General features: G+C 62.2%; 23 protein-coding genes. 12 read left to right on the top strand and 11 right to left on the bottom strand.

Going from position 1 to position 23296, the window contains the following annotated elements; genetic code table 11:
* Positions 1-121 precede the first annotated feature (121 nt).
* Positions 122-2251 carry a TonB-dependent siderophore receptor gene (locus AC07OF_RS12315; RefSeq protein WP_495072931.1) on the bottom strand — a complete coding sequence of 710 codons (2130 nt, stop codon included), beginning with the start codon at positions 2249-2251 and terminating at the stop codon, positions 122-124.
* 203 nt (positions 2252-2454) lie between these two features.
* Complete coding sequence (locus AC07OF_RS12310) at positions 2455-2835, bottom strand: hypothetical protein (protein ID WP_157191696.1); 381 nt, start codon at positions 2833-2835, stop codon at positions 2455-2457.
* Between the two features lie 469 nt (positions 2836-3304).
* Between AC07OF_RS12310 and AC07OF_RS12305 the strand changes: the two genes are divergently transcribed.
* The 5 genes from AC07OF_RS12305 (at position 3305) to AC07OF_RS12285 (ending at position 9682) form a co-directional block, all read left to right on the top strand.
* On the top strand, positions 3305-4768 hold the full coding sequence (locus AC07OF_RS12305) for a serralysin family metalloprotease (RefSeq protein ID WP_495072930.1): 1464 nt from the start codon (positions 3305-3307) through the stop codon (positions 4766-4768).
* 79 nt (positions 4769-4847) lie between these two features.
* Positions 4848-5210, top strand: coding sequence for an AprI/Inh family metalloprotease inhibitor (locus AC07OF_RS12300; protein WP_232478240.1), 363 nt, complete (start codon positions 4848-4850; stop codon positions 5208-5210).
* Positions 5211-5256: 46 nt separating this feature from the next.
* Positions 5257-7005 carry a type I secretion system permease/ATPase gene (locus tag AC07OF_RS12295; protein ID WP_495072929.1) on the top strand — a complete coding sequence of 583 codons (1749 nt, stop codon included), beginning with the start codon at positions 5257-5259 and terminating at the stop codon, positions 7003-7005.
* A complete protein-coding gene (locus tag AC07OF_RS12290; protein WP_495072928.1) occupies positions 7002-8315 on the top strand; it encodes an HlyD family type I secretion periplasmic adaptor subunit in 1314 nt (437 codons plus the stop codon). The genes AC07OF_RS12295 and AC07OF_RS12290 overlap by 4 nt, the downstream gene beginning before the upstream one ends.
* 11 nt (positions 8316-8326) lie before the next feature.
* A complete protein-coding gene (locus tag AC07OF_RS12285; protein WP_495072927.1) occupies positions 8327-9682 on the top strand; it encodes a TolC family outer membrane protein in 1356 nt (451 codons plus the stop codon).
* On the opposite strand, the gene AC07OF_RS12280 is transcribed toward AC07OF_RS12285, so the two are convergent.
* Both AC07OF_RS12280 and AC07OF_RS12275 read right to left on the bottom strand, forming a co-directional pair.
* Entirely contained in the window at positions 9679-10872 is a 1194-nt protein-coding gene (locus tag AC07OF_RS12280) for an MFS transporter (RefSeq protein WP_157191700.1), read from the bottom strand. The genes AC07OF_RS12285 and AC07OF_RS12280 overlap by 4 nt on opposite strands.
* Before the next feature lie 195 nt (positions 10873-11067).
* Positions 11068-11817, bottom strand: coding sequence for a 3-oxoacyl-ACP reductase family protein (locus AC07OF_RS12275; RefSeq protein WP_038608456.1), 750 nt, complete (start codon positions 11815-11817; stop codon positions 11068-11070).
* 123 nt (positions 11818-11940) lie between these two features.
* Between AC07OF_RS12275 and AC07OF_RS12270 the strand changes: the two genes are divergently transcribed.
* A complete protein-coding gene (locus AC07OF_RS12270; RefSeq protein WP_157191701.1) occupies positions 11941-12873 on the top strand; it encodes a LysR family transcriptional regulator in 933 nt (310 codons plus the stop codon).
* On the opposite strand, the gene AC07OF_RS12265 is transcribed toward AC07OF_RS12270, so the two are convergent.
* The gene (locus tag AC07OF_RS12265) at positions 12866-13348 is read right to left on the bottom strand and encodes a GreA/GreB family elongation factor (RefSeq protein ID WP_038608463.1); all 483 of its coding nucleotides are present in this window, start codon (positions 13346-13348) and stop codon (positions 12866-12868) included. The genes AC07OF_RS12270 and AC07OF_RS12265 overlap by 8 nt on opposite strands.
* A gap of 4 nt (positions 13349-13352) precedes the next feature.
* Positions 13353-13733, bottom strand: coding sequence for a hypothetical protein (locus tag AC07OF_RS12260; protein WP_157191702.1), 381 nt, complete (start codon positions 13731-13733; stop codon positions 13353-13355).
* 122 nt (positions 13734-13855) lie between these two features.
* On the opposite strand from AC07OF_RS12260, the gene earP reads away from it, so the two are divergent.
* A complete protein-coding gene (gene earP, locus AC07OF_RS12255) occupies positions 13856-14989 on the top strand; it encodes an elongation factor P maturation arginine rhamnosyltransferase EarP (RefSeq protein WP_157191703.1) in 1134 nt (377 codons plus the stop codon).
* A 48-nt stretch (positions 14990-15037) separates the two neighbouring features.
* Positions 15038-15607: an elongation factor P gene (locus AC07OF_RS12250; RefSeq protein ID WP_107026588.1), complete on the top strand. Its 570-nt coding sequence runs from the start codon at positions 15038-15040 to the stop codon at positions 15605-15607.
* A 62-nt stretch (positions 15608-15669) separates the two neighbouring features.
* On the opposite strand, the gene AC07OF_RS12245 is transcribed toward AC07OF_RS12250, so the two are convergent.
* The 3 genes from AC07OF_RS12245 to AC07OF_RS12235 all read right to left on the bottom strand — a co-directional run bounded on the left by AC07OF_RS12245 (position 15670) and on the right by AC07OF_RS12235 (position 17697).
* On the bottom strand, positions 15670-16098 hold the full coding sequence (locus AC07OF_RS12245; RefSeq protein ID WP_038608475.1) for an organic hydroperoxide resistance protein: 429 nt from the start codon (positions 16096-16098) through the stop codon (positions 15670-15672).
* Positions 16099-16223: 125 nt separating this feature from the next.
* Entirely contained in the window at positions 16224-16685 is a 462-nt protein-coding gene (locus AC07OF_RS12240) for a MarR family winged helix-turn-helix transcriptional regulator (RefSeq protein WP_461530896.1), read from the bottom strand.
* A 58-nt stretch (positions 16686-16743) separates the two neighbouring features.
* Positions 16744-17697 (bottom strand): LysR family transcriptional regulator, encoded by a 954-nt coding sequence (locus AC07OF_RS12235; protein WP_495072926.1) that lies wholly within the window; start codon positions 17695-17697, stop codon positions 16744-16746.
* A 111-nt stretch (positions 17698-17808) separates the two neighbouring features.
* Here AC07OF_RS12235 and AC07OF_RS12230 point away from each other — a divergent pair, with 111 nt between their 5' ends.
* On the top strand, positions 17809-18558 hold the full coding sequence (locus AC07OF_RS12230; protein WP_157191706.1) for a sulfite exporter TauE/SafE family protein: 750 nt from the start codon (positions 17809-17811) through the stop codon (positions 18556-18558).
* Here the strand turns inward: AC07OF_RS12230 and AC07OF_RS12225 are convergent.
* Entirely contained in the window at positions 18548-19402 is an 855-nt protein-coding gene (locus tag AC07OF_RS12225; protein WP_038608488.1) for a LysR family transcriptional regulator, read from the bottom strand. The genes AC07OF_RS12230 and AC07OF_RS12225 overlap by 11 nt on opposite strands.
* Positions 19403-19499: 97 nt before the next feature.
* On the opposite strand from AC07OF_RS12225, the gene AC07OF_RS12220 reads away from it, so the two are divergent.
* Positions 19500-19730: a DUF1127 domain-containing protein gene (locus tag AC07OF_RS12220; protein WP_332836048.1), complete on the top strand. Its 231-nt coding sequence runs from the start codon at positions 19500-19502 to the stop codon at positions 19728-19730.
* Positions 19731-19788: 58 nt separating this feature from the next.
* Positions 19789-21030, top strand: a complete 1242-nt coding sequence (locus AC07OF_RS12215) for a winged helix-turn-helix domain-containing protein (RefSeq protein WP_157191708.1) — start codon at positions 19789-19791, stop codon at positions 21028-21030.
* On the opposite strand, the gene AC07OF_RS12210 is transcribed toward AC07OF_RS12215, so the two are convergent.
* Positions 21011-22357 (bottom strand): class II 3-deoxy-7-phosphoheptulonate synthase, encoded by a 1347-nt coding sequence (locus tag AC07OF_RS12210; RefSeq protein WP_157191709.1) that lies wholly within the window; start codon positions 22355-22357, stop codon positions 21011-21013. The two genes, AC07OF_RS12215 and AC07OF_RS12210, sit on opposite strands and share 20 nt — an antisense overlap.
* Positions 22358-22486: 129 nt before the next feature.
* On the opposite strand from AC07OF_RS12210, the gene AC07OF_RS12205 reads away from it, so the two are divergent.
* On the top strand, positions 22487-23242 hold the full coding sequence (locus tag AC07OF_RS12205) for a spermidine synthase (RefSeq protein ID WP_038608500.1): 756 nt from the start codon (positions 22487-22489) through the stop codon (positions 23240-23242).
* Positions 23243-23296: the final 54 nt, after the last annotated feature.

The raw sequence follows: 23296 nt of genomic DNA, 5'->3' as shown, positions 1-23296 counted from the left end.
TTCCAGGCCGGGCGTTGGAGCTCATTGTGAGAGCTGGCCTTGCCAGCGATGCAGGCGCCGCGCAACACCTGACACTGCGGCGATCTCATCGCCGGCAAGGCCGGCTCCCACAGAGTGGTGTTCAGAAACTCACAGAAGCCGACACCCGCGCAGTCCTCGGCGCGCCCTGGAACAGATAGCCATCGCCCAGGTACTCCCCGGCATCCCGCCAGTAGCGCTTGTCGAAGACGTTATCGACCATCAGCCGCAGCGTCGTGTCGTAGCCGGCAATCCTGGTGCTGTAACGGCTGCCCACATCGAACACCGCATAGCTGCCGACCTCCACCGTCCCCGCCTGATTGGCGTACTTGCTGGCGCTGTAGCGTGCCCCGCCAAGCAGCGCCAGGCCGGGGATCGGCAGGCTGTAATCGGCCTGCAGCGCAGCCCGGAAGTTCGGCACGTTGAGTGCCTGATGATCTTCATAATCGGCGGTGCCGCTGTTCTTCACCCGGGCACGGATGGCCGCAGCGCTGGCATTGATCTGCAGACGTTCGGTCAACCAACCGCTGGCGCCCAGCTCCAGGCCGATGTTCTTCTGCTGGCCTTGCTGCACGTAGGTGAAGTTACCGGCGCCGTCCGGCCGGGAATACTGGTAGGCCTGGCGCAGCTGGAACAACGCTGCACTCAGGCTCAGGCGCTGCCAGTCGCGCTTGATGCCGACTTCCAGTTGGTGCGACAGCGTCGGGGCGAGGATTTCGGCGCTGTTGCTGGCGAACCACGGTGCGGTGCCACCGGAGGAGATGCCCTTGCTGTAGCTGGTGTACAGGGAGATGTCCGCACGCGGCTTGTAGATCAGGGCGGCGTTGGGCAGCAGTTGATAGTCGCGGGTATGACGTCCGGGGTTGCCATTCTCGTCGAAGGTCTTTTCGTCCAGGCGCACCAGGCGTGCGCCCAGCACCGTCTGCCACTGCTCGTTGAAACTGATCCGGTCACTGGCAAACAGGCCGTACTGACGACTGTCCAGGCGACGGGTGCTGGAGCCGACGGTCTTGTCGGAGGGTGGCAATGCCGGTGTTTGCTGGTAAATGTTGCCGCTGCCGATCCATTCGTTGAAATAGGGGCGCTGGTCCAGCGTGCGGCGCTGGGCACTGGTGCCGAGCGTCAGCTCGTGACCCACACCCAGGGCATCGAAGCGGCCGTTGAGTGCGGCCTGGGCTTCGTCGGTGCGACGGGTATCGTCAGGGCTGCGATAGTCATAGATGTCATAGTCGCCTGCACTGCTGAAATAGGACCCTTCGCTCGAGCCCCAGGCAAACGAGCTGTAATCGTCGATCACCACCTTGCTGCGCGAAGCACTGACACTGCCGGTCCAGTTATCGCTGAAGCGGTATTCGAAGCGCCCGCCCAGGTTCAGGGAGTCGATGGTGACCGGATTGGCCCATTGCTGATAGGCCAGGCGGTCGTGCGGGTCGATGTCGTGGGGCAGGCGGGTGCCGCCCAGCAGTTGATAACCCGGCACCGAACGCTGTTCGCGCTGCTGGTATTCAGCATCCAGTTGCAACAGTGCATCGGGGTTGATCTGCCAGTCGAATGCCAGGGCGGCGAAATCGCGCTTGCCGTCGGCGTGGTCAACGTAGGAACGGATATCTTCATGGGCGAGGTTGGCGCGCAAACCGAACTGGCGCTCGCTGCCGAACCAGCCGCCAAGGTCGGTGGCGATGTAGCGTTCACCCTGCTCGTTGCTCGATACCGTCACCGAGCGCACATCCTCCGGGCGTTTGGTGACGTAGTTGATCAGCCCACCGGGTTCGGCAACGCCGCTCTGCAACCCGGACAGACCCTTGAGCAATTCGACCTGCTGTTTGTTCTCCAGCGCCACATTCTGCTCGCCGGCAATGGTCTGGCCGTTGATCTTGTAGCTGCTGGCGGCATTGAGCTCGAAACCGCGCACGTTGAAGTTTTCGTAGTAGCCGATCGGCGCATAGCTTTCGCCCACCGAGGCATCGCTTTGCAATACTTCGCTGAGCTTGCGCACCTGTCGATCGGCCAGCAGTTGCTCGCTGAACACCGCCACCGACGCTGGCGTATCGAGCAGTGGTGCCGGGGCAAAACCGGCTACCGACGCCTCCTGTACCTGATAGCCCTCGCTATAGGTTTCGGACACCTTTACCGGTGCCAGGGTGATGCTGTCCTCGGCCAGGCTGTGGCAAGCGGGCAGGGCCAGGCTCAAGCCGAGCAGGCTCAACGGCAGGCGAGGGCGGGGCAGGGTCATGCAAAAAGCTCCTTGGGGCATGCAGCAGACGCGTCGTCAGGGTTCGGTCGCGGTCCGGAGGGGCGTAAGTCCAATGAATTGCAGAAGGCCTGCCGGCATTGCGCCGGGCAGACGGGCGCGCATCTTAGCAGGGGCGACCGGATCCCGGTGCCCCTGTTTCATGCAGGGTGGCAAACGATAGAACGAACCAGCCGAGCGTCGATTCAGCGATTGGCGGCCGGTTGGGTATGGCGACGCCAGTGGCCGTTGAGCTTCGACCAGGTCTTTTTGTCGGTGATCGCCATCAGCTTGCGGCCATCCTTGAAGGTGGCCAGGAAAGTGATTTCTTCCTCCTTGCCACCCAGCCACAGGCCGGCAATCAGGCCGACCGGCCCGGCTACCAGGGCCCCGGCCATGCCCCAGCCCAAGGTGCTGCCCAGGCTGCGGTTGGACTCCTGATTGGCGACGATCAGTTCACTGATGCGGGTAAGGGCGATTTTTTCCCCCGGGGAAGGGCTGCGGCAGGTCTTGAGTGTGAGCGATCCATTGCGGTACTCGCCTTCACCTTGCAAGAAATCGCCGGACTGAACCGTGAGTCTTGTCATCGTGGCATCCAAATAGAAGGGGCTGTTGAGCAATCCCTACTCAAGACCCGGGACCGCAACAAGTCAATTGGCAGGCGACGGAGGGTCGCCTGGGTCAGGCTCACAGCTATGTAATTTTTTTGCGGATCAGATCGAAATCAATATAACGGGTTGTCGCGTTCTTATAATAAAAGTTCGACTTTGCAACTAAAACTGCCTGGCCGGTTTTCGTTTTATGCCCCGGATTTTGTCGTGGGCGATATATCGCAATTTGCGCAAATTGATGCGGCCCCATTAAATCGGGCTTCTTCGCGAGATGGTCGTTAGTTAAATAACGATATAGAAAAAATGACGTCAAAAAAGCTGGACAGTTCATTTGCGAGTGTGTCAGTTTTTCTCCGCCTCATAAAAGGCGAGTGATAGGACGATCTCGCCGCGGGAGCGTCCTGTCGGACAACAACTGCTTTTTTGTAAACAAGGAAGTGTCTGTATGTCGAAAGTCAAAGAAAGCGCTATTGTTTCTGCCGGCTCCGTATTGCAACCCCATGGTGTAAGTACGGCGTTCGGGCTGATCAATAGCTTCGGCCATCAGTATGATCGCGGCGGCAGTGCGACAGTCAATGGCAAACCTTCGTTCTCGGTCGATCAGGCCGCTACCCAGTTGCTGCGCGATGGCGCCGCCTGGAATGACCTGAACAAGGACGGCACCATCAACCTGACCTATACCTTTCTGACCAAGGCCCCGTCCGATTTCTACGGTCAGGGCCTGGGCGCGTTCAGCGCCTTCTCGGCGCAGCAGAAGGCACAGGCCAAGCTGTCCATGCAGTCCTGGGCAGATGTGGCGAAAGTGACCTTCAAGGAATCGGCCTCAGGTGGCGACGGTCACCTGACCTTCGGCAACTACAGCGATGGCAGTACCGGTGGCGCGGCGTTTGCCTACCTGCCGTTTCACAGTCCCGGCTCGCACAAGGGCGAATCCTGGTACCTGATCAACAACCAGTACCAGGCCAACATCAATCCGGAAAACGGCAACTACGGGCGTCAGACCCTGACCCATGAAATCGGCCACGTGCTGGGCCTGTCTCACCCGGGCGACTACAACGCCGGGGAAGGCTACCCGACCTACGCCGATGCCTCCTACGGCCAGGATACCCGTGGCTACAGCGTCATGAGCTACTGGAGCGAGAGCAACACCAGCCAGAACTTCACCAAGGGCGGTGTGCAGGTTTACGCTTCGGCACCGCTGATGGACGATATCGCCGCCATCCAGAAGCTCTACGGCGCCAACACTGCCACCCGCTCCACTGATACCGTGTATGGCTTCAACGCCACCGCCGATCGCGATTTTTACTCGGCCACTTCGGCTTCGTCGAAAGTCGTTTTTGCCGTGTGGGACGGTGGCGGCAACGATACCCTGGACTTCTCCGGTTTTACCCAGAACCAGAAGATCAACCTCAATGAAGCATCGTTCTCCGACGTCGGCGGCATGATCGGCAATATTTCCATTGCCAAGGGTGTCGCCGTGGAGAATGCCATCGGCGGTTCGGGCAACGACCTGCTGATCGGCAATGCGCTGGCCAACGCGCTCAAGGGCGGTGCCGGCAACGACATCATCTACGGCGCCGGTGGTGGCGACCAGCTCTGGGGTGGTGCCGGTTCCGACACCTTCGTCTTCGCTGCCAGCAGCGATTCGGCCCCGGGCGCGCCTGACCGGATCATGGATTTTGTCAGTGGTCAGGACAAGATCGACCTGTCGGCGATCTCCGCCTTCGCGGTCAACAAGCTGCCGTTGCAGTTCGTCGATGCCTTCACCGGGCATGCTGGCGAAGCGGTGCTGAGCTTCGATCAGGCCAGCAATCTGGGCAGCCTGTCCATCGACTTCACCGGTAACAGTCTGTCTGATTTCCTGGTGACCACCGTCGGTCAGGCTGTCGCCACGGATATCGTGGTCTGATTGCCAACCCTTGGGGAGCAGCGCTTCGGCGCTGCTCTTTGGCCCTGAGCAAGGCAGGTGGACGATGCTACGCAAACCCATGGTCGCGCTCGGCGCGGTATCAATGATGTTGATTACGGAGGTCGGTATGGCAAGCAGCCTGTTACTGCCCAATCCCGCGCAATTGGCCGGTGACTGGGAGCTTTATGCTGAACATGAAAAGGCTGCGGCTTGCCAGTTGCAGCTGCGCGCGCCGGAAACACTCCTGGAGGGCGATCTTCAATGCCTGCAGCAGCTGATCGGTCAGCCCGCCAGCGGCTGGTTGGTGACCCCGGATACCCTTGCGCTGATGGGCGCTGATGGCAGCGCGCTGGTGCACTTCAACCGTTACAAGCCTGGCCTGTACAAATGGACAACGCCTGCAGGGAAAACGCTGTTGCTGGAGCGTAAGAGTAAAGAATAAGAAGGTGTAAGTAAGTGCCGATTTTTCAGGGATAGAAAGGCGGACAATGAACAGGTCGAATACTAAGGCCAGTGCCCCGTTATGGAGGGCGCTGGCTCGCTACAAGTCAATATTGATCAGTGTTGGTTGTTTTACCGCACTGATCAATATCCTCATGCTGGTACCCTCGATTTATATGTTGCAAGTCTATGATCGGGTGCTGTCATCGCAAAACGAAACGACCTTGTGGATGCTGACGCTGATGGTCGTCGGCTTCTTCATATTTATCGGTGTGCTGGAAGCCATCCGAAGTTTCATTGTTATCCGCGTTGGCAATCAGTTGGAGCAAGGGTTCAACCTGAAAGTGTATCGCGCGGCCTTTGCACGCAACTTGCGGCAAGCAGATGGTCAGGCCGCGCAATCCCTCAATGACCTGACCCAGGTGAGGCAATTTGTCACCGGCCCGGCACTGTTCGCCTTTTTCGATGCGCCCTGGTTTCCCATCTATCTGGTGGTGATTTTTCTCTTCAACGTCTGGCTCGGAGTCATGGCCTGTGCGGGAGCGCTGTTGCTGATCCTCCTGGCCGTGCTCAACGAGCGCCTGACCCACAAACCGCTGGTTCAGGCCAGTGGCTTTCAACAGCAATCCACTCACCTGGCCGACAGTCACCTGCATAACGCCCAGAGCATCCAGGCCATGGGCATGCTGAGTACCTTGCGCAATCGCTGGTTCGCCTTGCACCGGCGTTTCCTCGCGCTGCAAAACCAGGCCAGTGACACCTCGGCGGTGATCACCGCGATCAGCAAGTCGTTGCGCCTGTGCCTGCAATCGCTGGTGCTCGGCCTGGGGGCCTTGCTGGTGATCGAGGGGCAGATGACTCCGGGGATGATGATCGCCGGCTCCATCCTCATGGGCCGGGTGCTGAGCCCCATCGACCAGTTGATTGCGGTGTGGAAGCAGTGGAGCGGGGCGCAAATGGCTTATCAGCGCCTTGATGGTCTGCTGCGGGAGTTTCCCGAGCCGCCGGCGCCGATGGCGCTGCCGGTGCCGACCGGGCGCCTGAGTTTCGAGCAGGTCAGCGCCGGTCCGCCGGGCAAGCGGGTCGCGACCTTGCAGCAGATCAGTTTCAACCTGGCGGCCGGTGAGGTGCTGGGGGTGCTGGGCACTTCCGGTTCCGGCAAGTCGACCCTGGCCAAGGTGCTGGTCGGCATCTGGCCAACGCTGGCCGGTACTGTGCGCCTGGATGGCGCCGACCTGCACCGTTGGGATCGCGAGGCGCTTGGCCCGCACATTGGCTACCTGCCACAGGACATCGAATTGCTGCGCGGCAGCATTGCCGAGAACATTGCCCGCTTCACCGAGCTGGAAGGCCACAAGGTGGTCGAGGCCGCGCGCCAGGCTGGTGTGCACGAACTGATCCTGCGTTTACCGCAAGGCTACGACACCCGGCTCGGTGAGGAGGGCGGCGACCTGTCGGGCGGCCAGAAGCAACGTATCGCCCTGGCGCGCGCGCTTTACGGTGGTCCGAGCCTGATTGTCCTCGATGAGCCGAACTCCAACCTCGACAGCAGCGGGGAAGCCGCCCTGGCCGCGGCCATTGCGCAGATGAAAGCCCAGGGCCGCACCGTGGTACTGGTGACCCATCGCAGCGCCGCCCTGGCCCAGGCCGACAAGTTGCTGGTGCTCAGTGAGGGGCGGCTGCAGGCCTTCGGCCCGGCCCAGGAAGTGATGCAGGCGCTGAACCGCGCGCAGGAGCAGGCCCAGCGCCAGGCCCCCGCGGCCAATGTGGCAATCGGCGCAGGAGGTGGTGTATGAGTCAGATCAGCGGCGAGACGCTCGGCACAAGTCGTGACGCACGCTTCTACGTTCGCCTGGGCTGGCTGCTGACGCTGGTCGGCTTCGGCAGCTTTGTTGCCTGGGCCACACTGGCGCCGCTGGACCAGGGCATTGCCGTACAAGGCACGGTGGTGGTTTCGGGCAAGCGCAAGGCGGTGCAATCGCTGACCGGTGGAGTGGTCAGCCGTATCCTGGTCAGAGAAGGGCAGAGCGTCAGACAGGGACAGCCGTTATTCCGCCTCGACCAGACCCGGGTCCAGGCCGATGTGCAGTCGCTGCAGGCTCAGTACCGGCTGGCCTGGGCCAGCCTGGCGCGCTGGCAGAGTGAGCGCGATAACCGCAAGGACATCGAGTTTCCCGCGCAGTTGAGTGCCGATCCCGATCCGCAATTGAGCCTGGTGCTGGAAAGCCAGCGGCAACTGTTCAGCAGCCGCCGCGAGGCTCAGGCGCGAGAGCAGGCCGGGCTGACCGCCAGCATCGACGGGGCCGTGGCTCAACTTGCCGGCATGCGCAGGGCCAGGGGCGACCTGCAGGCCCAGGCCGATTCCCTGCGTGAGCAACTGGCCAACCTCAAACCCTTGGCCAGCGAGGGCTACATCCCGCGCAACCGCCTGCTGGACTACCAGCGCCAGTTGTCGCAGGTGCAGCGCGACCTGGCGCAGAACAGTGGCGATAGCGCGCGGCTGGAGCAGGACATTGTCGAATCGCGCCTGAACCTGCAGCAGCGCCGTGAGGAATACCAGAAAGAAGTGCGCAGCCAGCTGGCCGAAGCCCAGCTCAAGAGCGTCACCCTGGAGCAGCAACTGACCTCCGCCGGCTTTGACCTGCAGCACAGTGAAATCCTCGCCCCGGCCGACGGTATTGCCGTCAACCTCGGGGTGCACACCGAAGGCGCGGTGGTGCGTGCCGGCGATACGCTGCTGGAAGTGGTGCCCCAAGGCACAGCGCTGGAAGTGGAGGGCCGGCTGCCGGTCAACCTTGTGGATAAAGTCGCGGTGCAGTTGCCTGTGGATATCCTCTTCACCGCCTTCAACCAGAGCAGTACGCCGCGGGTGGCCGGTGAAGTCGCGTTGATTTCCGCCGACCAGCTGCTCGACGACAAGACCGGCCAGCCCTACTACGTGTTGCGCAGTACGGTCAGCGAGCAGGCCCTGGCACGCCTCAACGGCCTGGTGATCCGGCCGGGCATGCCGGCGGAACTGTTCGTGCGCACGGGTGAGCGCTCGCTGCTCAACTACCTGTTCAAACCCCTGCTCGACCGGGCAGGCACCGCCTTGACCGAACAATAGGAAGCCCGCGAATGAAAAGCTTGATGACCGGGCTGTTGGCGGCGTTCGCCCTGACAACTGCGGGCGCTGTACAGGCCACTGCTGCACTGGCGATGGGACCGTTTCAGGTCTATGAGCTGGCCCTGCGCAAGGATCCAGTGTTCCTCGGTGCGCTTAAAGCTCGCGACGCGGGGCAGGAATACCGTGCCATCGGTCGCGCCGGGCTGTTGCCCAACCTGTCGTACAACTACAACAAAGGCCGCAACGATTCGAAGGCCAGCTATCTGGGCGACTCGCGGCGTGAAACTGAGGACCGTCATTACGACAGCTATGGCTCCAGCTTCATCCTGCAGCAGCCACTGCTCGACTACGAAGCCTACGCCAGTTACCGCAAGGGCGTGGCCCAGGCACTGTTTGCCGACGAGGCATTCCGCGACAAGAGCCAGGAGCTGCTGGTGCGGGTGATGACCAGTTATACACAGGCGCTGTTCGCCGAAGACCAGATCGGCATCAGTGTCGCCAGCAAGCAGGCCTACCAGCAACAGTTCCGGCAGAACCAGCAACTGTTCCAGCAAGGGGAGGGGACTCGCACCGATATCCTCGAAGCCCAGGCCCGCTATGAGCTTGCCGATGCCGAGGAAATCCAGGCGCGCAACGATCAGGATGCGGCCCTGCGCGAACTGGGCGCGCTGATCGGTGAGCCGTCGGCACGGATCGATGAGCTGGCACCGCTCAATGACGGTTTCGCGTTGCTGACTTTGCAGCCGGGAAGCTACCAGGCCTGGCATGAACTGGCCCTGGCCAACAATCCGCAGCTGGCTTCCCAGCGTCAGGCCCTGGAAGTGGCTCAGTACGAGGTCGAACGCAATCGTGCAGGGCATTTCCCCAAAGTAACGGCCTACGCCACCTCGCGGCGCATGGAGTCGGACAGTGGCAACACCTATAACCAGCGCTATACCACCAACACCATCGGCCTGGAAGTCAGCCTGCCATTGTTCGCCGGTGGTGGCGTGTCGGCGTCGACCCGCCAGGCCAGTCGCAACCTGGAGCAGGCCGAGTATGAGCTCGATGGCAATACCCGCAGCACCTTGATCGAGCTGCGGCGGCAGTACAACGCCTGCCAGTCAGGTGTCAGCCGTCTGCGTGCCTATGAACGGGCGCTGACGTCAGCCCGGGCCCTGGTGGTATCGACCCGTCAGAGCGTGCTGGGTGGCGAACGGGTCAATCTGGATGTGCTCAATGCCGAGCAACAGCTTGCGACCACCCGCCGTGATCTGGCCCAGGCCCGCTACGACTATCTGCTGGCCTGGATCAAACTGCATTACTACGCCGGCACCTTGCGCGAAGAGCACCTGGCCAGGGTCGATGAAGCGTTCGTGCGACGCTAGGCCGTGCGCGCCCGCAGGCTGCGCTGACGTTCGGCCAGGGCCCAGACCAGCAAGGCCAGGCTGCCGATCGTCAGGCCGGCGAGAACGATGCCGTGCCAGCCGTAGGTCTGGAACAGCTGGGTGCCGAGCAGCGAGCCTAGCGCGCCACCGATGAAGTAGCAGGTGATGTAGCCAGCGTTGAGGCGGTTGCGCGCTTCCGGGCGCAAGGCAATCACCGCATTCTGGTTGCTCACATGTACCAACTGCACGGCCAGATCCAGCAGCAGCACGCCGACCAACAGCGCCACCAGCGAGGTTTGTGCAAACCCCAAGGGTATCCAGGACAGCAGCAGGGCCAGCAAGCCGACCGTGGTACCCAGCGGACCCTTGCCGCGGTCGGCCAGGCGGCCGGCCCAGTTGGCCGACAGCGCGCCAGCGGCGCCAGCCAGGCCGAACAGGCCGATCACGGCGTCTGAATAGTGGTAGGGCTCGGCCGCCAGGAGAAACGCCAGCGGCGTCCAGAACAGCGCAAACAGGCTGAAGGCCAGCAAGCCGAGCAATGAGCGCAGGCGCAATACCGGTTCATCGACAAACAGGCGAAACACCGAACCGATCAAGGCCGGATAGCTGAGCCCGGCGTGCTGGTGGCGTTCCGGCAGGGCGCGCGCCAGGGCAATGGCGCAGACCGCCATCAGCCCCGCAGCGAGCAGGTAGATGCTGCGCCAGCCACCCAGCTCGGCCATGAAACCGGCGGCTGTGCGGGCCAGCAGGATACCCAGCAGCAGCCCGCTCATCAGTGTCCCGACCACCCGCCCGCGCTGGCCTGGATCACTCAGGCCCGCGGCCATCGGCACCAGTATCTGGGCCACTACCGAGAACAGTCCGGTCAGTGTGGTACCCAGCAACAGCCAGACCAGGCTTGGCGAAAACGCACTTATCAACAGCCCCAGGGTGCTGATGCCGATCATGCTGACGATCAGCCGGCGCTGTTCGAACAGGTCACCCAGCGGTGCCAGCAGCAACAGCCCAGCGCCATAGCTCAGCTGCGCGGCAATGACGATGGCCCCGGCGCTGGCGGTGGTCAGGCCGAAATGCTCGGCGATGCTGTGCAGCAGCGGTTGCGCGTAGTAGTTGCTGGCGACGGCAAGGCCAGTGGCGGTGGCCATCAGCAGGATCAGGCCGCGGCTCAGTGGGGTAGCAGAGGTGGTCATGGACCGTCTCGATCAGTGGCAGTAAAGGTGTGACAGTATCGGTAATGCGCGGGTATGACGCCAATGTATCGTTTTCATCCTGGCCATCATGAAAACAGATCGTTGCATACACCTGAAACAGCCTCCCCCGGCTGCCTGGGCTGTGCTCGACAGGATCGAACGCAGCCTGGCGGACCGGGGCAGGGCCTGAAGGCATCAGGCAGCGAAGCCACCATCGATGGTCAGGCTGGCACCGGTGATGTAGGCCGCCTCGGGGCTGGCCAGGTAGGCAACGAAACCGGCGATTTCCTCGACTTCGCCGTAACGACCGACAGCCATGTAACCCATCAGGCTTTCGGCGAACTCGCCATGGGCCGGGTTCATATCAGTGTCCACCGGGCCTGGCTGGACGTTGTTGATGGTGATACCAAGGGGGCCGAGGTCCCGGGCCAGGCCACGGGTCAGGCCGACCAGGGCCGACTTGCTCATGGCATAGGGGCCACCACCGGCAAACGGCATGCGTTCGGCATTGGTGCTGCCGATATTGATGATGCGCCCGCCTTGACCCATATGCCGGGCGGCGGCCTGAGTGGCAACGAAGACGCTGCGCACGTTAACGGCCAGGGTGCGGTCGAAGTCGTCGAGGTCGAACTCCAGCAGCGGCGCGACGGCCAGCACTCCGGCGTTGTTGACCAGGATGTCCAGCCGGCCGAACGTCGCCACGGTGTTTTCCACCGCGGACTGCACGGCACTGGCATCGGCGCTGTCAGCCTGGATGGCCAGGGCCTTGCCGCCGCTGGCGATGATGCTTTCCTGCAGGGCTTGGGCCTGGGCCGTGGCGCTGACGTAGGTGAAGGCGACACTGGCGCCTTCGGCGGCCAGGCGTTTGACGATGGCTGCGCCGATACCGCGCGATCCGCCCTGGACCAGAGCCACTTTGCCGTTGAGGCGAGTTTGAGTCGACATGCTGTGCTCCCGAAAGAACAAGGCCGGATGCCTTGGATGGGGCTCAGTATCGGCGCTGGATTACCCACTGAGTAGCCGGTAATCGCTATAGTCTGTGTAAACCAGAAGTATGGAATCGCGCCTGTGGAAACTTTCAGCAGCATCGAGTGCTTTGTGCGTAGCGCCGAAGTCGGCAGTTTCGCCGAGGCGGCCCGGCGCCTGAGCCTGACGCCCGCGGCGGTGGGCAAGAACGTTGCCCGGCTGGAGGCGCGTCTGGGGGTGCGCTTGTTTCAGCGCAGCACCCGGCGATTGACCCTGACCGAAGCGGGTCAGCGTTTTCTCGGCGAAGTGGCCAGCAGCTTCCAGACCATCCAGCATGCCGTGGCCAACCTCGCCAGCGCCGAAGGGCAGCCGGCCGGCACCTTGAAGGTGAGCATGGGCACCGTTTTCGGGCGCTTGTACATCGTGCCGTTGCTGGCCGAGTTCCTGCAACGTTATCCGGCCATCAGTCCGGACTGGCATTTTGATAATCGTCAGGTCGACCTGATTGGTCAGGGGTTCGACGCGGCGATCGGCGGTGGTTTTGATCTGCCCCAGGGCGTTGTCGCCCGCAAACTGACTCCGGCGCACCGGATTCTGGTGGCAGCCCCGGCGTTTCTTGAACGTCACCCGCTGATCCAGCAGCCGGCCGATCTGCAGGCGCTGGACGGCATTCTGATTCGTTCACCGCAAACCGGACGGGTGCGCAACTGGCCGTTGACCAATCGCCAGCAAGAACAGACACCGCTGAACATTCGTCTGCGCATGACCATGAGCGATTCGGAAGCCGCCTGTGCGGTGGCGCAGCAGGGGCTGGGGGTGGCGCTGGTGAGCATGCCGTTTGCCGTGCCTTACCTGCAGGCGGGAAGTCTGCTGCGGGTGTTGCCGGACTGGTATGTGGATGATGGCAACATTTCTTTGTACTACGCCGAGCACAAGCTGCTGCCGGGCAAGACGCGGGCGTTTGTCGATTTCATCATCGAGCAGTTTGCCGCTCAGGGCTTGGCGCAGCGCTTCAGTGCGGTGCCACTCAACTGACTTCAATCACCACAAAGCTCTGGTGCTTGGCACCCAGGTCCAGGCTGACTTCATCATCTTCCCCTTTACCCAGCAAACGCTGGCCCAGCGGCGAGCGCGGGGTAATCACCGTCACCAGCTGTTCCCCTTGGCCGATCTTCAACCCCGCGCCTTCAGGCCCGAGAAACAGGCGCTGGCAGCTGCCGTTCTCGGCTTCCAGGGTCACCAGGTTGCTGATTTGAATGCCGCGGGCCGGGTCGTAATCGCGCAGTACCAGTTGCTGGAACGCCGCCCGTGCCTGGCGAATCTCCTCCATGCGCCGGGCTTGCCCGGTTGCCAGATAGGAGGCCTCCAGTCCCAGTGTGTCGTACTTGTTTTCGGCGATGTTCTCTTCGGCGGTAGCCGCTTCATAAGCGGTCTGCGCTGCGCGCTGGGCCACGTCGAGGTCGAAGCTCAAGGTATCGATGATGCGTTGCAGCAGGTCGGCTTTGTTCATGGCGTCAGTTACAGAATTCCAGGACGAGGGCGCGGCTCTTCTCGGTCGGCGCGGTGCGGTTCTGTTGCAACCAGAACTGGCACTTGGGGTTGGACAGATTTCGCACGCTGCCTTCGGCCTGCTCCTCGGCCTGCTGCAGTTCCTGATTGTGCAGGATCTGTTTGTACTGCTCGAACATCTGACTCTGATGTTCCGGCGCGGCGCTGGCCGTAGCGGCGGGCGGCCTCACCACCTGGCTCAAGGGTTCGACTGTTTCAGGTATCAGGCGCCAGGCCAGCCACAGACTTGCGGCAATGGCCACTGCACCCAGCCACAAACCCAGGGCGATGCACAGGGTCAATTGCACAGGCTTGAAGGTAATGCTCGGTTCGTCAGGGCGGGGCATGATGGCCTCCTGGCCAGGTCAGGGACGTTCATTGTCGCACGGTGCAACGGGTTTTTTTCGCGACACGCTTTTGTCTGCGATGATTTACCCGGACAATCGGCGCTTTTTCCAAGGGGCCAGCGATGAAAGCGGACTGGGACATCTTCTGTTGTGTCGTCGATAACTACGGCGATATCGGCGTGACCTGGCGTCTGGCCCGGCAACTGGTCGCCGAGCAGGGGCTGGCGGTGCGCCTGTGGGTGGATGACCTCAGCGCCTTCGCCCGCATCTGTCCCGAGGCTGACGCCCAGGCTCCGCGCCAATGGCAGCAGGGCGTGGAAGTCTGTCATTGGCTGGCAGACTGGCAGCCAACGCCAGTCGCCGATGTGGTCATCGGCGCTTTTGCCTGTCAGCTGCCAGCGGCGTATGTGCAGGCAATGCTCGATTGCCCGCGTCCGCCCCTGTGGCTGAACCTGGAATACCTCAGCGCTGAAGGCTGGGTCGAAGGTTGCCATGGTTTGCCTTCACCGCAGCCCAATGGCCTGCGCAAAGTGTTTTTCTTTCCGGGCTTTACCGCTAAAACCGGTGGTCTGCTGCGAGAAGGCACACTGCTGGCGCGGCGTGAGGCGTTCGAACAAGACCCGGCCGCCCGCCAGGCATTTCTTCAACGCCTGGGCGTGACTCCGGCCAGCGGCGCCCGCCTGATCTCACTGTTCGCCTACGAGAACGCGAGCCTGGCCAGCTGGCTCGATGCGCTGGCCGCCGACACTCGTGACAACCATCTGCTGGTGCCCGAGGGGCGTATTCTGGGCAATGTGCAGGCCTGGCTGGGCGACGGCGACTTGCAGGCCGGCAAGCTGGCCAGGCGTGGCGCGCTGACCGTGCAGATCCTGCCTTTCGTCAGCCAGGATGACTACGATCAGCTGCTGTGGAGCTGCGACTTCAATGCCGTGCGCGGAGAAGACTCGTTCGTTCGCGCGCAATGGGCAGGGCGCCCGTTGCTCTGGCATATCTATGTCCAGGAGGAGTACGCCCACTGGGAAAAACTTGAAGCGTTCCTCGATCACTACGTCGAGGGACTGTCGCCGTCGGCCAAGGCGGCGCTGGTCGATTTGTGGCGTGCCTGGAACATGGATCGCGACATGGCGCAGGCCTGGCAACAGGTGCTCGAACACTGGAGCGAGCTCGATCAGCACGCCCGCCGCTGGAGCGCCGTGCAGGCCGCTCAGCCGGACCTTGCCACGGCGCTGGTGAAGTTTTACCGAAATTGGCTATGATATGCGGCCTCGATTTTTGTAAATCCATCCAAATTCGGATATCTCGCAATGAAAACTGGTAAAGAACTGAAACCCGGTACCGTACTGCGGATCGACAACGACCCGTGGCTGGTTCAGAAAGCTGAATTCACCAAGTCGGGCCGTAACAGCGCGATCATGAAGACCAAGCTGAAGAACCTGCTGACCGGCTACAAGACCGAAACCGTTTACTCGGCTGACGACAAGCTGGACGACGTGATCCTGGATCGCAAAGAAGCGACCCTGTCGTTCATCAGCGGTGACACCTACACCTTCATGGACACCACCGACTACACCATGTACGAGCTGAACGCCGAAGACATCGAGGCCGTTCTGCCGTTCATCGAAGAAGGCATGACCGACGTCTGCGAAGCGGTGTTCTTCGAAGGCCGTCTGGTTTCGGTTGAACTGCCGACCACCATCGTTCGTCAGGTTGACTACACCGAAGGTTCCGCGCGCGGCGACACTTCGGGCAAGGTCATGAAGCCTGCCAAACTGAAAAACGGCACCGAGCTGAGCGTTGCTGACTTCATCGAAATCGGCGACATGATCGAGATCGATACCCGCGAAGGTGGCTCCTACAAGGGCCGCGCCAAGTAATACTGGCGTTTCGCATGAAAAACCCGGCCTTGGCCGGGTTTTTTTATGCCTGGAATTTACCCTCAGACGCTGACGTGCAGGCGCACATCAACGTTGCCGCGGGTAGCGTTGGAGTAAGGGCAGACCTGGTGGGCTGCGTCTACCAGCGCTTGCGCCTCGGCTTGTTGCAGGCCCGGCAGGTCGATGTTCAGGTCGATATCCAGACCAAAACCACCAGGGATCTGGCCGATGCCGACTTTGGCGGTGATCGAGCTGTCGGCAGGCAGCGCTTTTTTCTGCTGGCCGGCAACGAACTTCAGGGCGCCGATGAAGCAGGCCGAGTAGCCAGCGGCGAACATTTGCTCAGGGTTGGTGCCGTCACCACCCGCGCCACCCAGTTCCTTGGGGGTGCTCAGCTTGACTTCGAGTTTGCCATCGCTGGAACGCGAGCTGCCGTCGCGACCGCCGGTGGATTTGGCTTCGGCAATGTACAGAGGAGTGACCTTTTGCATCTTGAGCCTCGCTTGTGAATTGCGCCGCGGCGCTGAGTGGGTACGGGAATTAACTTAGCGTGCAATTATTTTGCGCGCAAGATAAATTTCGACCTGTCTACAAACGGTCATTCACAGCATAGCCGTCAGAGGTTTTTTTGCAGGTTGGCGCGCAGTTCCAGGAGGTCGGCCTGCAGCTGTTGCAGGCGCTCAAGGTTTTCGCCGCTGGCGGCCAGGATGCACTGGGGGATATCTTTGGCCCGCAGTTGCAGGGCGCGACCCTGTTCGCTCAAGTGCACCAGGACCACCCGTTCGTCTTCTCGGCTGCGGGTGCGCTTGAGCAGACCTTCAGCTTCCAGGCGCTTGAGCAACGGGGTGAGAGAACCCGGATCGGTCAGCAGATGCTGGCTGATTTCACCGACGGTCAGGCCATCCTGTTCCCACAGCACCAACATCGCCAGGTACTGTGGATAAGTCAGCCCGAGCTGCTGCAGCAGCGGCTTGTAGACTTTGGTCATCAGCAGCGAAGTTGAATACAGGGCGAAGCACACCTGGTTATCCAGGAGCAGTTCGTCGCAAGGAGCAGGCGCTTTCGAGTTGGCGTTCATGCTCATCCTTTAATGGTTAAGTCGTATGAATTTAGCACGCTGTTGATTAGCGCGCTGATTACCAGCGTAGCTCGCTTTGCAGGGCCAGATCCCAGGGCGGCACGGGGCTGAAGCGGCTCTTGAGGAATTCGAGCAGCAAACGGCTGCGAGAGTTCGTTTCATGTTCCAGGCGCAAGGCATAAATGCCGCTGGATTCGGCAGCCGGCAGACCGTTTTCGCAGAACAGCGGCAACAGTTCACCGCGCAGCAGGTATTCGCTGATCAGCCAGGTTGGCAAGTGGGCGATGCCCAGGCCCGCCAGTGCGCCGAACAACAGGGTCTCGGCATTGTTGGCGCTCATGCGCATGCGGGTAGGACGATACAGGCGCAATTGGCCGTCGACGGCAAAGCGCCAGGCGAACGGCGGGGCCAGGCCGTCCCAGTCCAGGCCGTCATGTTCGGGCAGTTGCGCAGGGCTGGCGGGAACCCCGCGGGCCGCCAGGTAGGCCGGGCTGGCGCAGGCAATACGCACCATGTAGGCCAAGGGCGTGGCCACCAGACGGGTATCGGCCAAGGGACCTGCGCGCAGCACCAGATCGACTTCGCCCAGATGCGAGCCGTGCAGGTCGACAAAGCTGTCGATCAGGCGCAGTTGCACATCGAGCCCGGGGTAGGCCACCAGAAAGTCGGCGATGGCCGGAGCCAGATGGCGGCGGCCGAACGCGGCCGGCGCGTCGATGCGGATCAGGCCCTCCGGGGCATTGCTCAACGACACTGCCTCGGCGCGCGCCAGGCGCAGTTCTTCGACGATGCGCCGGGCCCGTTCGGCAAAGGCGTTGCCTGCCGGTGTCGGACGCACGGCGTGGGTGCTGCGTACGAACAAGCGGCTACCGACAGCATTTTCCAGGGTATCGATGCGCCGTGCCACGGCGGATGGGGTCAGTGGATGGCGGCGGGCGGTGGCGGAAAAGCTACCGGTTTCCAGTACATCCAGAAACAGACTGAGTTGTTCGGTGAGGGCGTCGGGGTTCATTTTGCAGGGCCTGCTTTTGCGTAATCGGCAAAGCCATTGTGCGTTGCTGTGCGTTTCCCCGCTAGCATCGGCTCGGTAGCATGCACCGATTGGAATTCTTGAGAGACGGCAATGATCGAGTGGGCAATGTACATAGCGCTGGGCGCTGCACTGGGGACGGTCGGTGGGCTGTTCGGCATTGGCGGCGGGCTGATCGCGATTCCGGCGCTCGGTGTGCTGTTCGGTCTTGACCAGCAACTGGCGCAGGGCACCGCCCTGGTGATGGTGGTACCCAACGTATTGCTGGCACTGTGGCGCTATCACCAGCGCAACCGCATCGAGCTGCAGCATGCTGTGCCGCTGGCGGCCGCCAGTTTTGTCTTTGCCTGGCTTGGCTCGATCTGGGCCGTGGGTATCGATGCGCAGTCCATGCGTTTTGGCTTTGTCGTGTTTCTGGTGGCGTTGGCGGCCTGGAACCTGGCGCGCATGTTCATGCGCAAGGCCGAGCCGAGCAGTGAACTGCGTCATCCCTGGCCATGGCTCGGGGTGCTGGGCGGCGGTGCTGGCGTGCTTGGCGGGTTGTTTGGGGTTGGCGGTGCGGTAGTGGCCACGCCAGTGCTGACCAGCGTCTTCGGCACCACCCAGGTGGTTGCCCAAGGGCTGTCGCTGGCCCTGGCCGCGCCCAGTACCGCAGTGACATTGCTGACCTACGGCATTCACCAGCATGTGCAGTGGAGCATGGGCATCCCGCTGGCAGCGGGTGGCCTGCTGAGTATCAGTTGGGGCGTGAAACTGGCTCACGCCTTGCCGGAAAAAGTCCTGCGTTCGCTGTTTTGTGGCTTTCTCGTGGTCTGTGCGGTAATGCTCGCCTTCAAGATCTGAAGCCTTCGCTGATGTAGTCGGCCATGCAGTCAGTCATTTGTGACTGGCTGCTGTTATTGCGCAGCAACATGATGCTGGCGGTCGGTAATTCGGGCAGGCCTTCGGCCGCACCGATTACCCGCAGGTCGCTGGTGATCAGGCTCTGCAACTGGGCGGTGACCGCCAGGCCGGCACTGACCACCGCCATGATCGCCGGGGTGCTGGCACTGGTGTAGGCGATCCGGTATTCCTTGTCGATCGCATCCAGGGCATTGCAGGCCCAGGTCCGGCAGCAGCAATCGGTGTTGAACACGGCCAGCGGCAGTGGATTGTGTTCGTGTGGGCAGAACCCCTGGGCCTGCACCCAGACGGCGCGCTCGCGGCGCAGCAACTGGCCGACTTCATGGCCGGGCTCGCAGGTGATGATGGTCATGTCCAGATCCTGGCGTTGCATCAGCTGACGCGAGCTTTCGCAATGCACCTCGACCTGGATCAGCGGGTAGGCCTGGGCAAAGCTGGAGAGAATGCCGGGCAGAAAGCGCATGGCATAGTCATCCGGGGTGCCGATCCGCACCATGCCGACCATGTGCGGCATGCGCAGGGTGTTGAACACCTCGCCATGCAATTTGAGAATGCGCTTGGCGTAGCCGAGCAAAACCTGGCCTTCGGCGGTCAGGCGCACCTGACGGCCGTCACGCTCGAACAGCTGGCGCTGGATGATGTCCTCTTCCAGGCGTTTCATCTGCATGCTCACCGCCGACTGGGTACGGTTGACCACTTCACCGGCACGGGTGAAACCACCGTACTCGGCGATGGCGACGAAGGTGCGCAGGACGTCTGAGTCGATACTCTGGTACTGGGACATGGCATCAATCCCCTAGATGTATGACATAAGAAACATTCGTTGGATTGATCTTAGGCCCGCGCTGACACTGTCGTCATCCCACACGGAGGGCAAGACGATGAAAGGTCAGAAATCGCTGGACCTGATGTATCCCCAGTCGCACCACGGCGGGTTCTCCCATCTGCTCCGCAACGCTATCGGGCAATTGGCGCGCTGGCGGCAACTGCACCATCAGCGCATGGAACTGGCGCGCTTGAGTGATGCGGCGCTGCACGATATCGGCATGAGCCGTGTCGATGTCCTGCAGGAAGTGGAGCGGCCATTCTGGGATGACCCACTGAAAAAATGAGTCGCGCCATGACGGTGTCGCTACTACCTTAAGTGGGCTTGTTCTGCAGGAGCCGGGCATGCCCACTACTCAATCCTTTTCCATGCTGCAAGCGCGCCGCCTGGTACTGTCAGCCCAGGGGTTCGCCGCGCGGGCGCCTCGCTCGCCAGTGACTGCCGGCCATCTGCAACGGGTGTTCGAGCGCCTTGGCGTGGTGCAGATCGATTCGGTCAATGCCCTGGTGCGCTCGCACTACCTGCCGCTGTTTTCCCGCCTGGGCAGTTATCCACAAGCGCTGCTCGACCAGATCGCCTGGGGCCGCAGCCGTCAGCGCAAACTTTTCGAATACTGGGGGCATGAGGCCTCGTTGCTGCCGCTGGAGCTCTATCCCTTGTTGCGTTGGCGCATGGACCGTGCGCGGCAGGGGCAGGGGATCTATCAACAACTGGCGCGGTTTGGCCGCGAACAGCAGCCGACCATTGCCCGCGTACTTGCTGCCGTCACCGCCCAGGGTGCTCTGGGGGCGGGCAGCCTGTCGACTCGCGAAGTGCGCGCCGGCCCCTGGTGGGACTGGAGCGCGGAAAAACATGCGCTGGAATGGTTGTTTGCTGCAGGCCTGGTAACAGTAGCCGGGCGGCGTGGCTTCGAGCGCTTGTACGATTTGCCTGAACGGGTTTTGCCGGCTGCAGTGTTGCAACAGCCGCTGCTCGACGAAGCCCGGGCTCAGCGCGGGCTTGTGTTGCAGGCAGCTTCTGCCTTGGGCGTGGCTACCGAGAAGGACCTGCGCGATTACTGGCGGTTGAGTCCGGCCGACAGCCGTGCGCGGCTGGCCGAGTTGCTCGAAGAGGGGCAGTTGCAAGCCTGTACGGTGCAGGGCTGGTCGCAACCGGCCTATTGCCTGGACAGTGTGCGGCTGCCGCGCAAGGTCGCCGCCAGTGCGTTGCTGTCGCCCTTTGATTCGCTGGTCTGGGAGCGTGAGCGTACGGAGCGCTTGTTTGATTTTCGCTACCGTCTGGAGATTTACACCCCGGCGCACAAGCGCGTCTACGGCTATTACGTGCTGCCGTTCCTGCACAACGAGCGGATTGCCGCGCGGGTCGATTTGCGTGCCGAGCGGGCCAGTGATCGTCTGGCGGTGCATGCCGTGCACGAACAGGCCCAGGGCCTGGATGAGGCCGGGATGCAGGCCTTGGCTGACAGTCTGTGGCGCATGGCTGCCTGGCTCGGCTTGAGCCAGGTACAGCTCAACTGTCCACGGGCCAGCGCCGCGCGATTGCGCCCGGCGCTGGCCCGCAGCGTTGTCAGCGGCGGACTTGCTTGAGGGTTTCGGCGATCAGGAAGGCCAGCTCCAGCGACTGATCGGCGTTCATCCGCGGGTCACAGTGGGTGTGGTAGCGGTCGGACAGGGCGTCTTCAGTGATCGGCCGGGCGCCGCCGATGCATTCGGTGACATTCTGTCCGGTCATTTCGATGTGAATACCGCCGGCATGGCTGCCTTCGGCCTGGTGCACCTGGAAGAACTGTTTGACCTCGCTGAGGATCTGCGCGAAGTCGCGGGTCTTGTAGCCGCTGCTGGCCTTGATGGTGTTGCCGTGCATCGGGTCGGAACTCCACAGCACCTTGCGGCCTTCGCGTTCGACGCTACGGATCAGCGCAGGCAGGTGCTCGCCGACCTTGTTGGCGCCCATGCGCACGATCAGGTTGAGGCGGCCGGGATCGTTATCCGGGTTGAGCACGTCGATCAGGCGGATCAGTTCTTCGGTGTTCATGCTCGGGCCGACCTTGACCCCGATCGGGTTGTTCACTCCGCGCAGGAACTCCACATGCGCACCGTCGAGCTGACGGGTGCGGTCGCCGATCCAGAGCATATGGGCCGAACAGTCGTAGTAGTCGTTGGTCAGGCTGTCGCGGCGCACGAAGGCTTCTTCGTAGTTCAGCAGCAACGCTTCGTGGGCGGTGAAGAAGCTGGTTTCCCGCAATTGCGGCGAGCTGTCCATGCCACAGGCACGCATGAAGGCCAGGGTTTCGTCGATGCGGTCGGCCAGCTGGCTGTATTTTTCCGCCAGCGCCGAGTTGGCGATGAAGTCCAGGTTCCACTTGTGCACCTGGTGCAGGTCGGCAAAACCACCCTGGGCAAATGCGCGCAGCAGGTTGAGGCTGGCGGTGGACTGGTGATAGGCCTGGAGCAGGCGCTCGGGGTCGGGTACCCGGCTCTTTTCGTCGAAGCCGATACCGTTGACGATGTCGCCGCGGTAAGCCGGCAGGGTTACTGCGCCGATGGTTTCGTCACCCGCCGAGCGCGGCTTGGCAAACTGCCCGGCCATGCGCCCGACCTTGACCACCGGACAGCCGGCGGCAAAGGTCATGACGATCGCCATCTGCAGCAGTACCTTGAAGGTGTCGCGAATCTTCGCTGCAGAAAACTCGGCGAAGCTTTCCGCGCAGTCGCCGCCTTGCAGGAGAAATGCCCGGCCCTGGGTGACTTCGGCGAACTGCCGGCGCAGCTCGCGGGCTTCGCCGGCGAAGACCAGCGGCGGGTAGCTGGCCAGGGTCTGTTCGACCTTGAGCAGGTGCGCCGCATCGGGGTAGGTCGGTTGTTGCTGGATCGGCAAGGCGCGCCAGCTGTCGGGACTCCAGGGTTGGTTCATCACGGGCTCGGTCAGGTCGGAAATGGGCTGTCTGCCATGTTAACAGTTGCCGCACGCCTTGTTGCACTGGCGCCATTGACGGACAATGGCGGTTTTTGCTTGGGGCAGCGGCGTAAGCCGGGAGACAGCATGACAGTGGAACGGGTAGAGCGGGTGCTGGCCCAGGTGCAGGACCAATACGGCACCATCAGCGTGCTGGAAGTCGAAGACTATCGCTTTCTCGAGTTCGGCGAGGCCATCGAGCAGAGCTGCGTGTTCACTGCCGATCCGAGCTGGCTAGAGTATGACTATACCCGCGCCATGCTGGTTGCGGCGCTGTGCCACGCCGAACCCGAGAGTGCCTTGTTCCTCGGTCTGGGGGCCGGAACCCTGACCCAGGCCTGCCTGAAGTTCCTGCCGCTGGAAGACGTCGAAGCCATCGAGCTGCGCCCGGATGTGCCGCGTCTGGCCATCGAGTACCTGGGGCTGGATGACGATCCGCGTCTGTATATCCGCATCGGCGATGCGATGGAGTTGCTCGACAGTGCCGAACCTGCCGACCTGATCTTCGTCGACCTGTACACCGATCACGGTCCGGGTGTCGCCCATCTGGCCTGGCGTTTTCTCGAAGACTGCCAGAAACGCCTCAACCCCGGTGGCTGGCTGGTGATCAACCAGTGGGCCGGCGATGACGGCAAGCCGTTGGGCGCGGCGTTGTTGCGCGGTCTGTACCATCGCCACTACTGGGAGCTGCCGGTCAAGGAGGGCAATGTGATCATCATGGTGCCGGCCGACCTTGACCAGGAACTGGATATGGACGGCCTCAATGCCCGGGCAGAGGCGCTGGCGCCGCGTCTGGGTTACTCTTTGCAGCCGTTGATCGGAGCCATTCGCCCGGCCACCTGAGCCGCGCGCTAGAGCGGGCGCAAGAAAAACGATTCAGCCGCCTGCAACTTGCCT

This window comes from Pseudomonas sp. GW821-FHT10B02 (assembly GCF_059415665.1).
The sequence above is the reverse complement of the archived record's forward strand: the minus strand, read 5'-3'. Positions and strand labels throughout refer to the sequence as shown.

Bases quoted from the DNA above. Each gene is read 5' to 3' on its own strand.
- AC07OF_RS12315 (WP_495072931.1), bottom strand. From the start codon at position 2,251: ATGACCCTGCCCCGCCCTCGCCTGCCGTTGAGCCTGCTCGGCTTGAGC.
- AC07OF_RS12310 (WP_157191696.1), bottom strand. From the start codon at position 2,835: ATGACAAGACTCACGGTTCAGTCCGGCGATTTCTTGCAAGGTGAAGGC.
- AC07OF_RS12305 (WP_495072930.1), top strand. From the start codon at position 3,305: ATGTCGAAAGTCAAAGAAAGCGCTATTGTTTCTGCCGGCTCCGTATTG.
- AC07OF_RS12300 (WP_232478240.1), top strand. From the start codon at position 4,848: ATGGTCGCGCTCGGCGCGGTATCAATGATGTTGATTACGGAGGTCGGT.
- AC07OF_RS12295 (WP_495072929.1), top strand. From the start codon at position 5,257: ATGAACAGGTCGAATACTAAGGCCAGTGCCCCGTTATGGAGGGCGCTG.
- AC07OF_RS12290 (WP_495072928.1), top strand. From the start codon at position 7,002: ATGAGTCAGATCAGCGGCGAGACGCTCGGCACAAGTCGTGACGCACGC.
- AC07OF_RS12285 (WP_495072927.1), top strand. From the start codon at position 8,327: ATGAAAAGCTTGATGACCGGGCTGTTGGCGGCGTTCGCCCTGACAACT.
- AC07OF_RS12280 (WP_157191700.1), bottom strand. From the start codon at position 10,872: ATGACCACCTCTGCTACCCCACTGAGCCGCGGCCTGATCCTGCTGATG.
- AC07OF_RS12275 (WP_038608456.1), bottom strand. From the start codon at position 11,817: ATGTCGACTCAAACTCGCCTCAACGGCAAAGTGGCTCTGGTCCAGGGC.
- AC07OF_RS12265 (WP_038608463.1), bottom strand. From the start codon at position 13,348: ATGAACAAAGCCGACCTGCTGCAACGCATCATCGATACCTTGAGCTTC.
- AC07OF_RS12260 (WP_157191702.1), bottom strand. From the start codon at position 13,733: ATGCCCCGCCCTGACGAACCGAGCATTACCTTCAAGCCTGTGCAATTG.
- earP (WP_157191703.1), top strand. From the start codon at position 13,856: ATGAAAGCGGACTGGGACATCTTCTGTTGTGTCGTCGATAACTACGGC.
- AC07OF_RS12250 (WP_107026588.1), top strand. From the start codon at position 15,038: ATGAAAACTGGTAAAGAACTGAAACCCGGTACCGTACTGCGGATCGAC.
- AC07OF_RS12245 (WP_038608475.1), bottom strand. From the start codon at position 16,098: ATGCAAAAGGTCACTCCTCTGTACATTGCCGAAGCCAAATCCACCGGC.
- AC07OF_RS12240 (WP_461530896.1), bottom strand. From the start codon at position 16,685: ATGAACGCCAACTCGAAAGCGCCTGCTCCTTGCGACGAACTGCTCCTG.
- AC07OF_RS12235 (WP_495072926.1), bottom strand. From the start codon at position 17,697: ATGAACCCCGACGCCCTCACCGAACAACTCAGTCTGTTTCTGGATGTA.
- AC07OF_RS12230 (WP_157191706.1), top strand. From the start codon at position 17,809: ATGATCGAGTGGGCAATGTACATAGCGCTGGGCGCTGCACTGGGGACG.
- AC07OF_RS12225 (WP_038608488.1), bottom strand. From the start codon at position 19,402: ATGTCCCAGTACCAGAGTATCGACTCAGACGTCCTGCGCACCTTCGTC.
- AC07OF_RS12220 (WP_332836048.1), top strand. From the start codon at position 19,500: ATGAAAGGTCAGAAATCGCTGGACCTGATGTATCCCCAGTCGCACCAC.
- AC07OF_RS12215 (WP_157191708.1), top strand. From the start codon at position 19,789: ATGCCCACTACTCAATCCTTTTCCATGCTGCAAGCGCGCCGCCTGGTA.
- AC07OF_RS12210 (WP_157191709.1), bottom strand. From the start codon at position 22,357: ATGAACCAACCCTGGAGTCCCGACAGCTGGCGCGCCTTGCCGATCCAG.
- AC07OF_RS12205 (WP_038608500.1), top strand. From the start codon at position 22,487: ATGACAGTGGAACGGGTAGAGCGGGTGCTGGCCCAGGTGCAGGACCAA.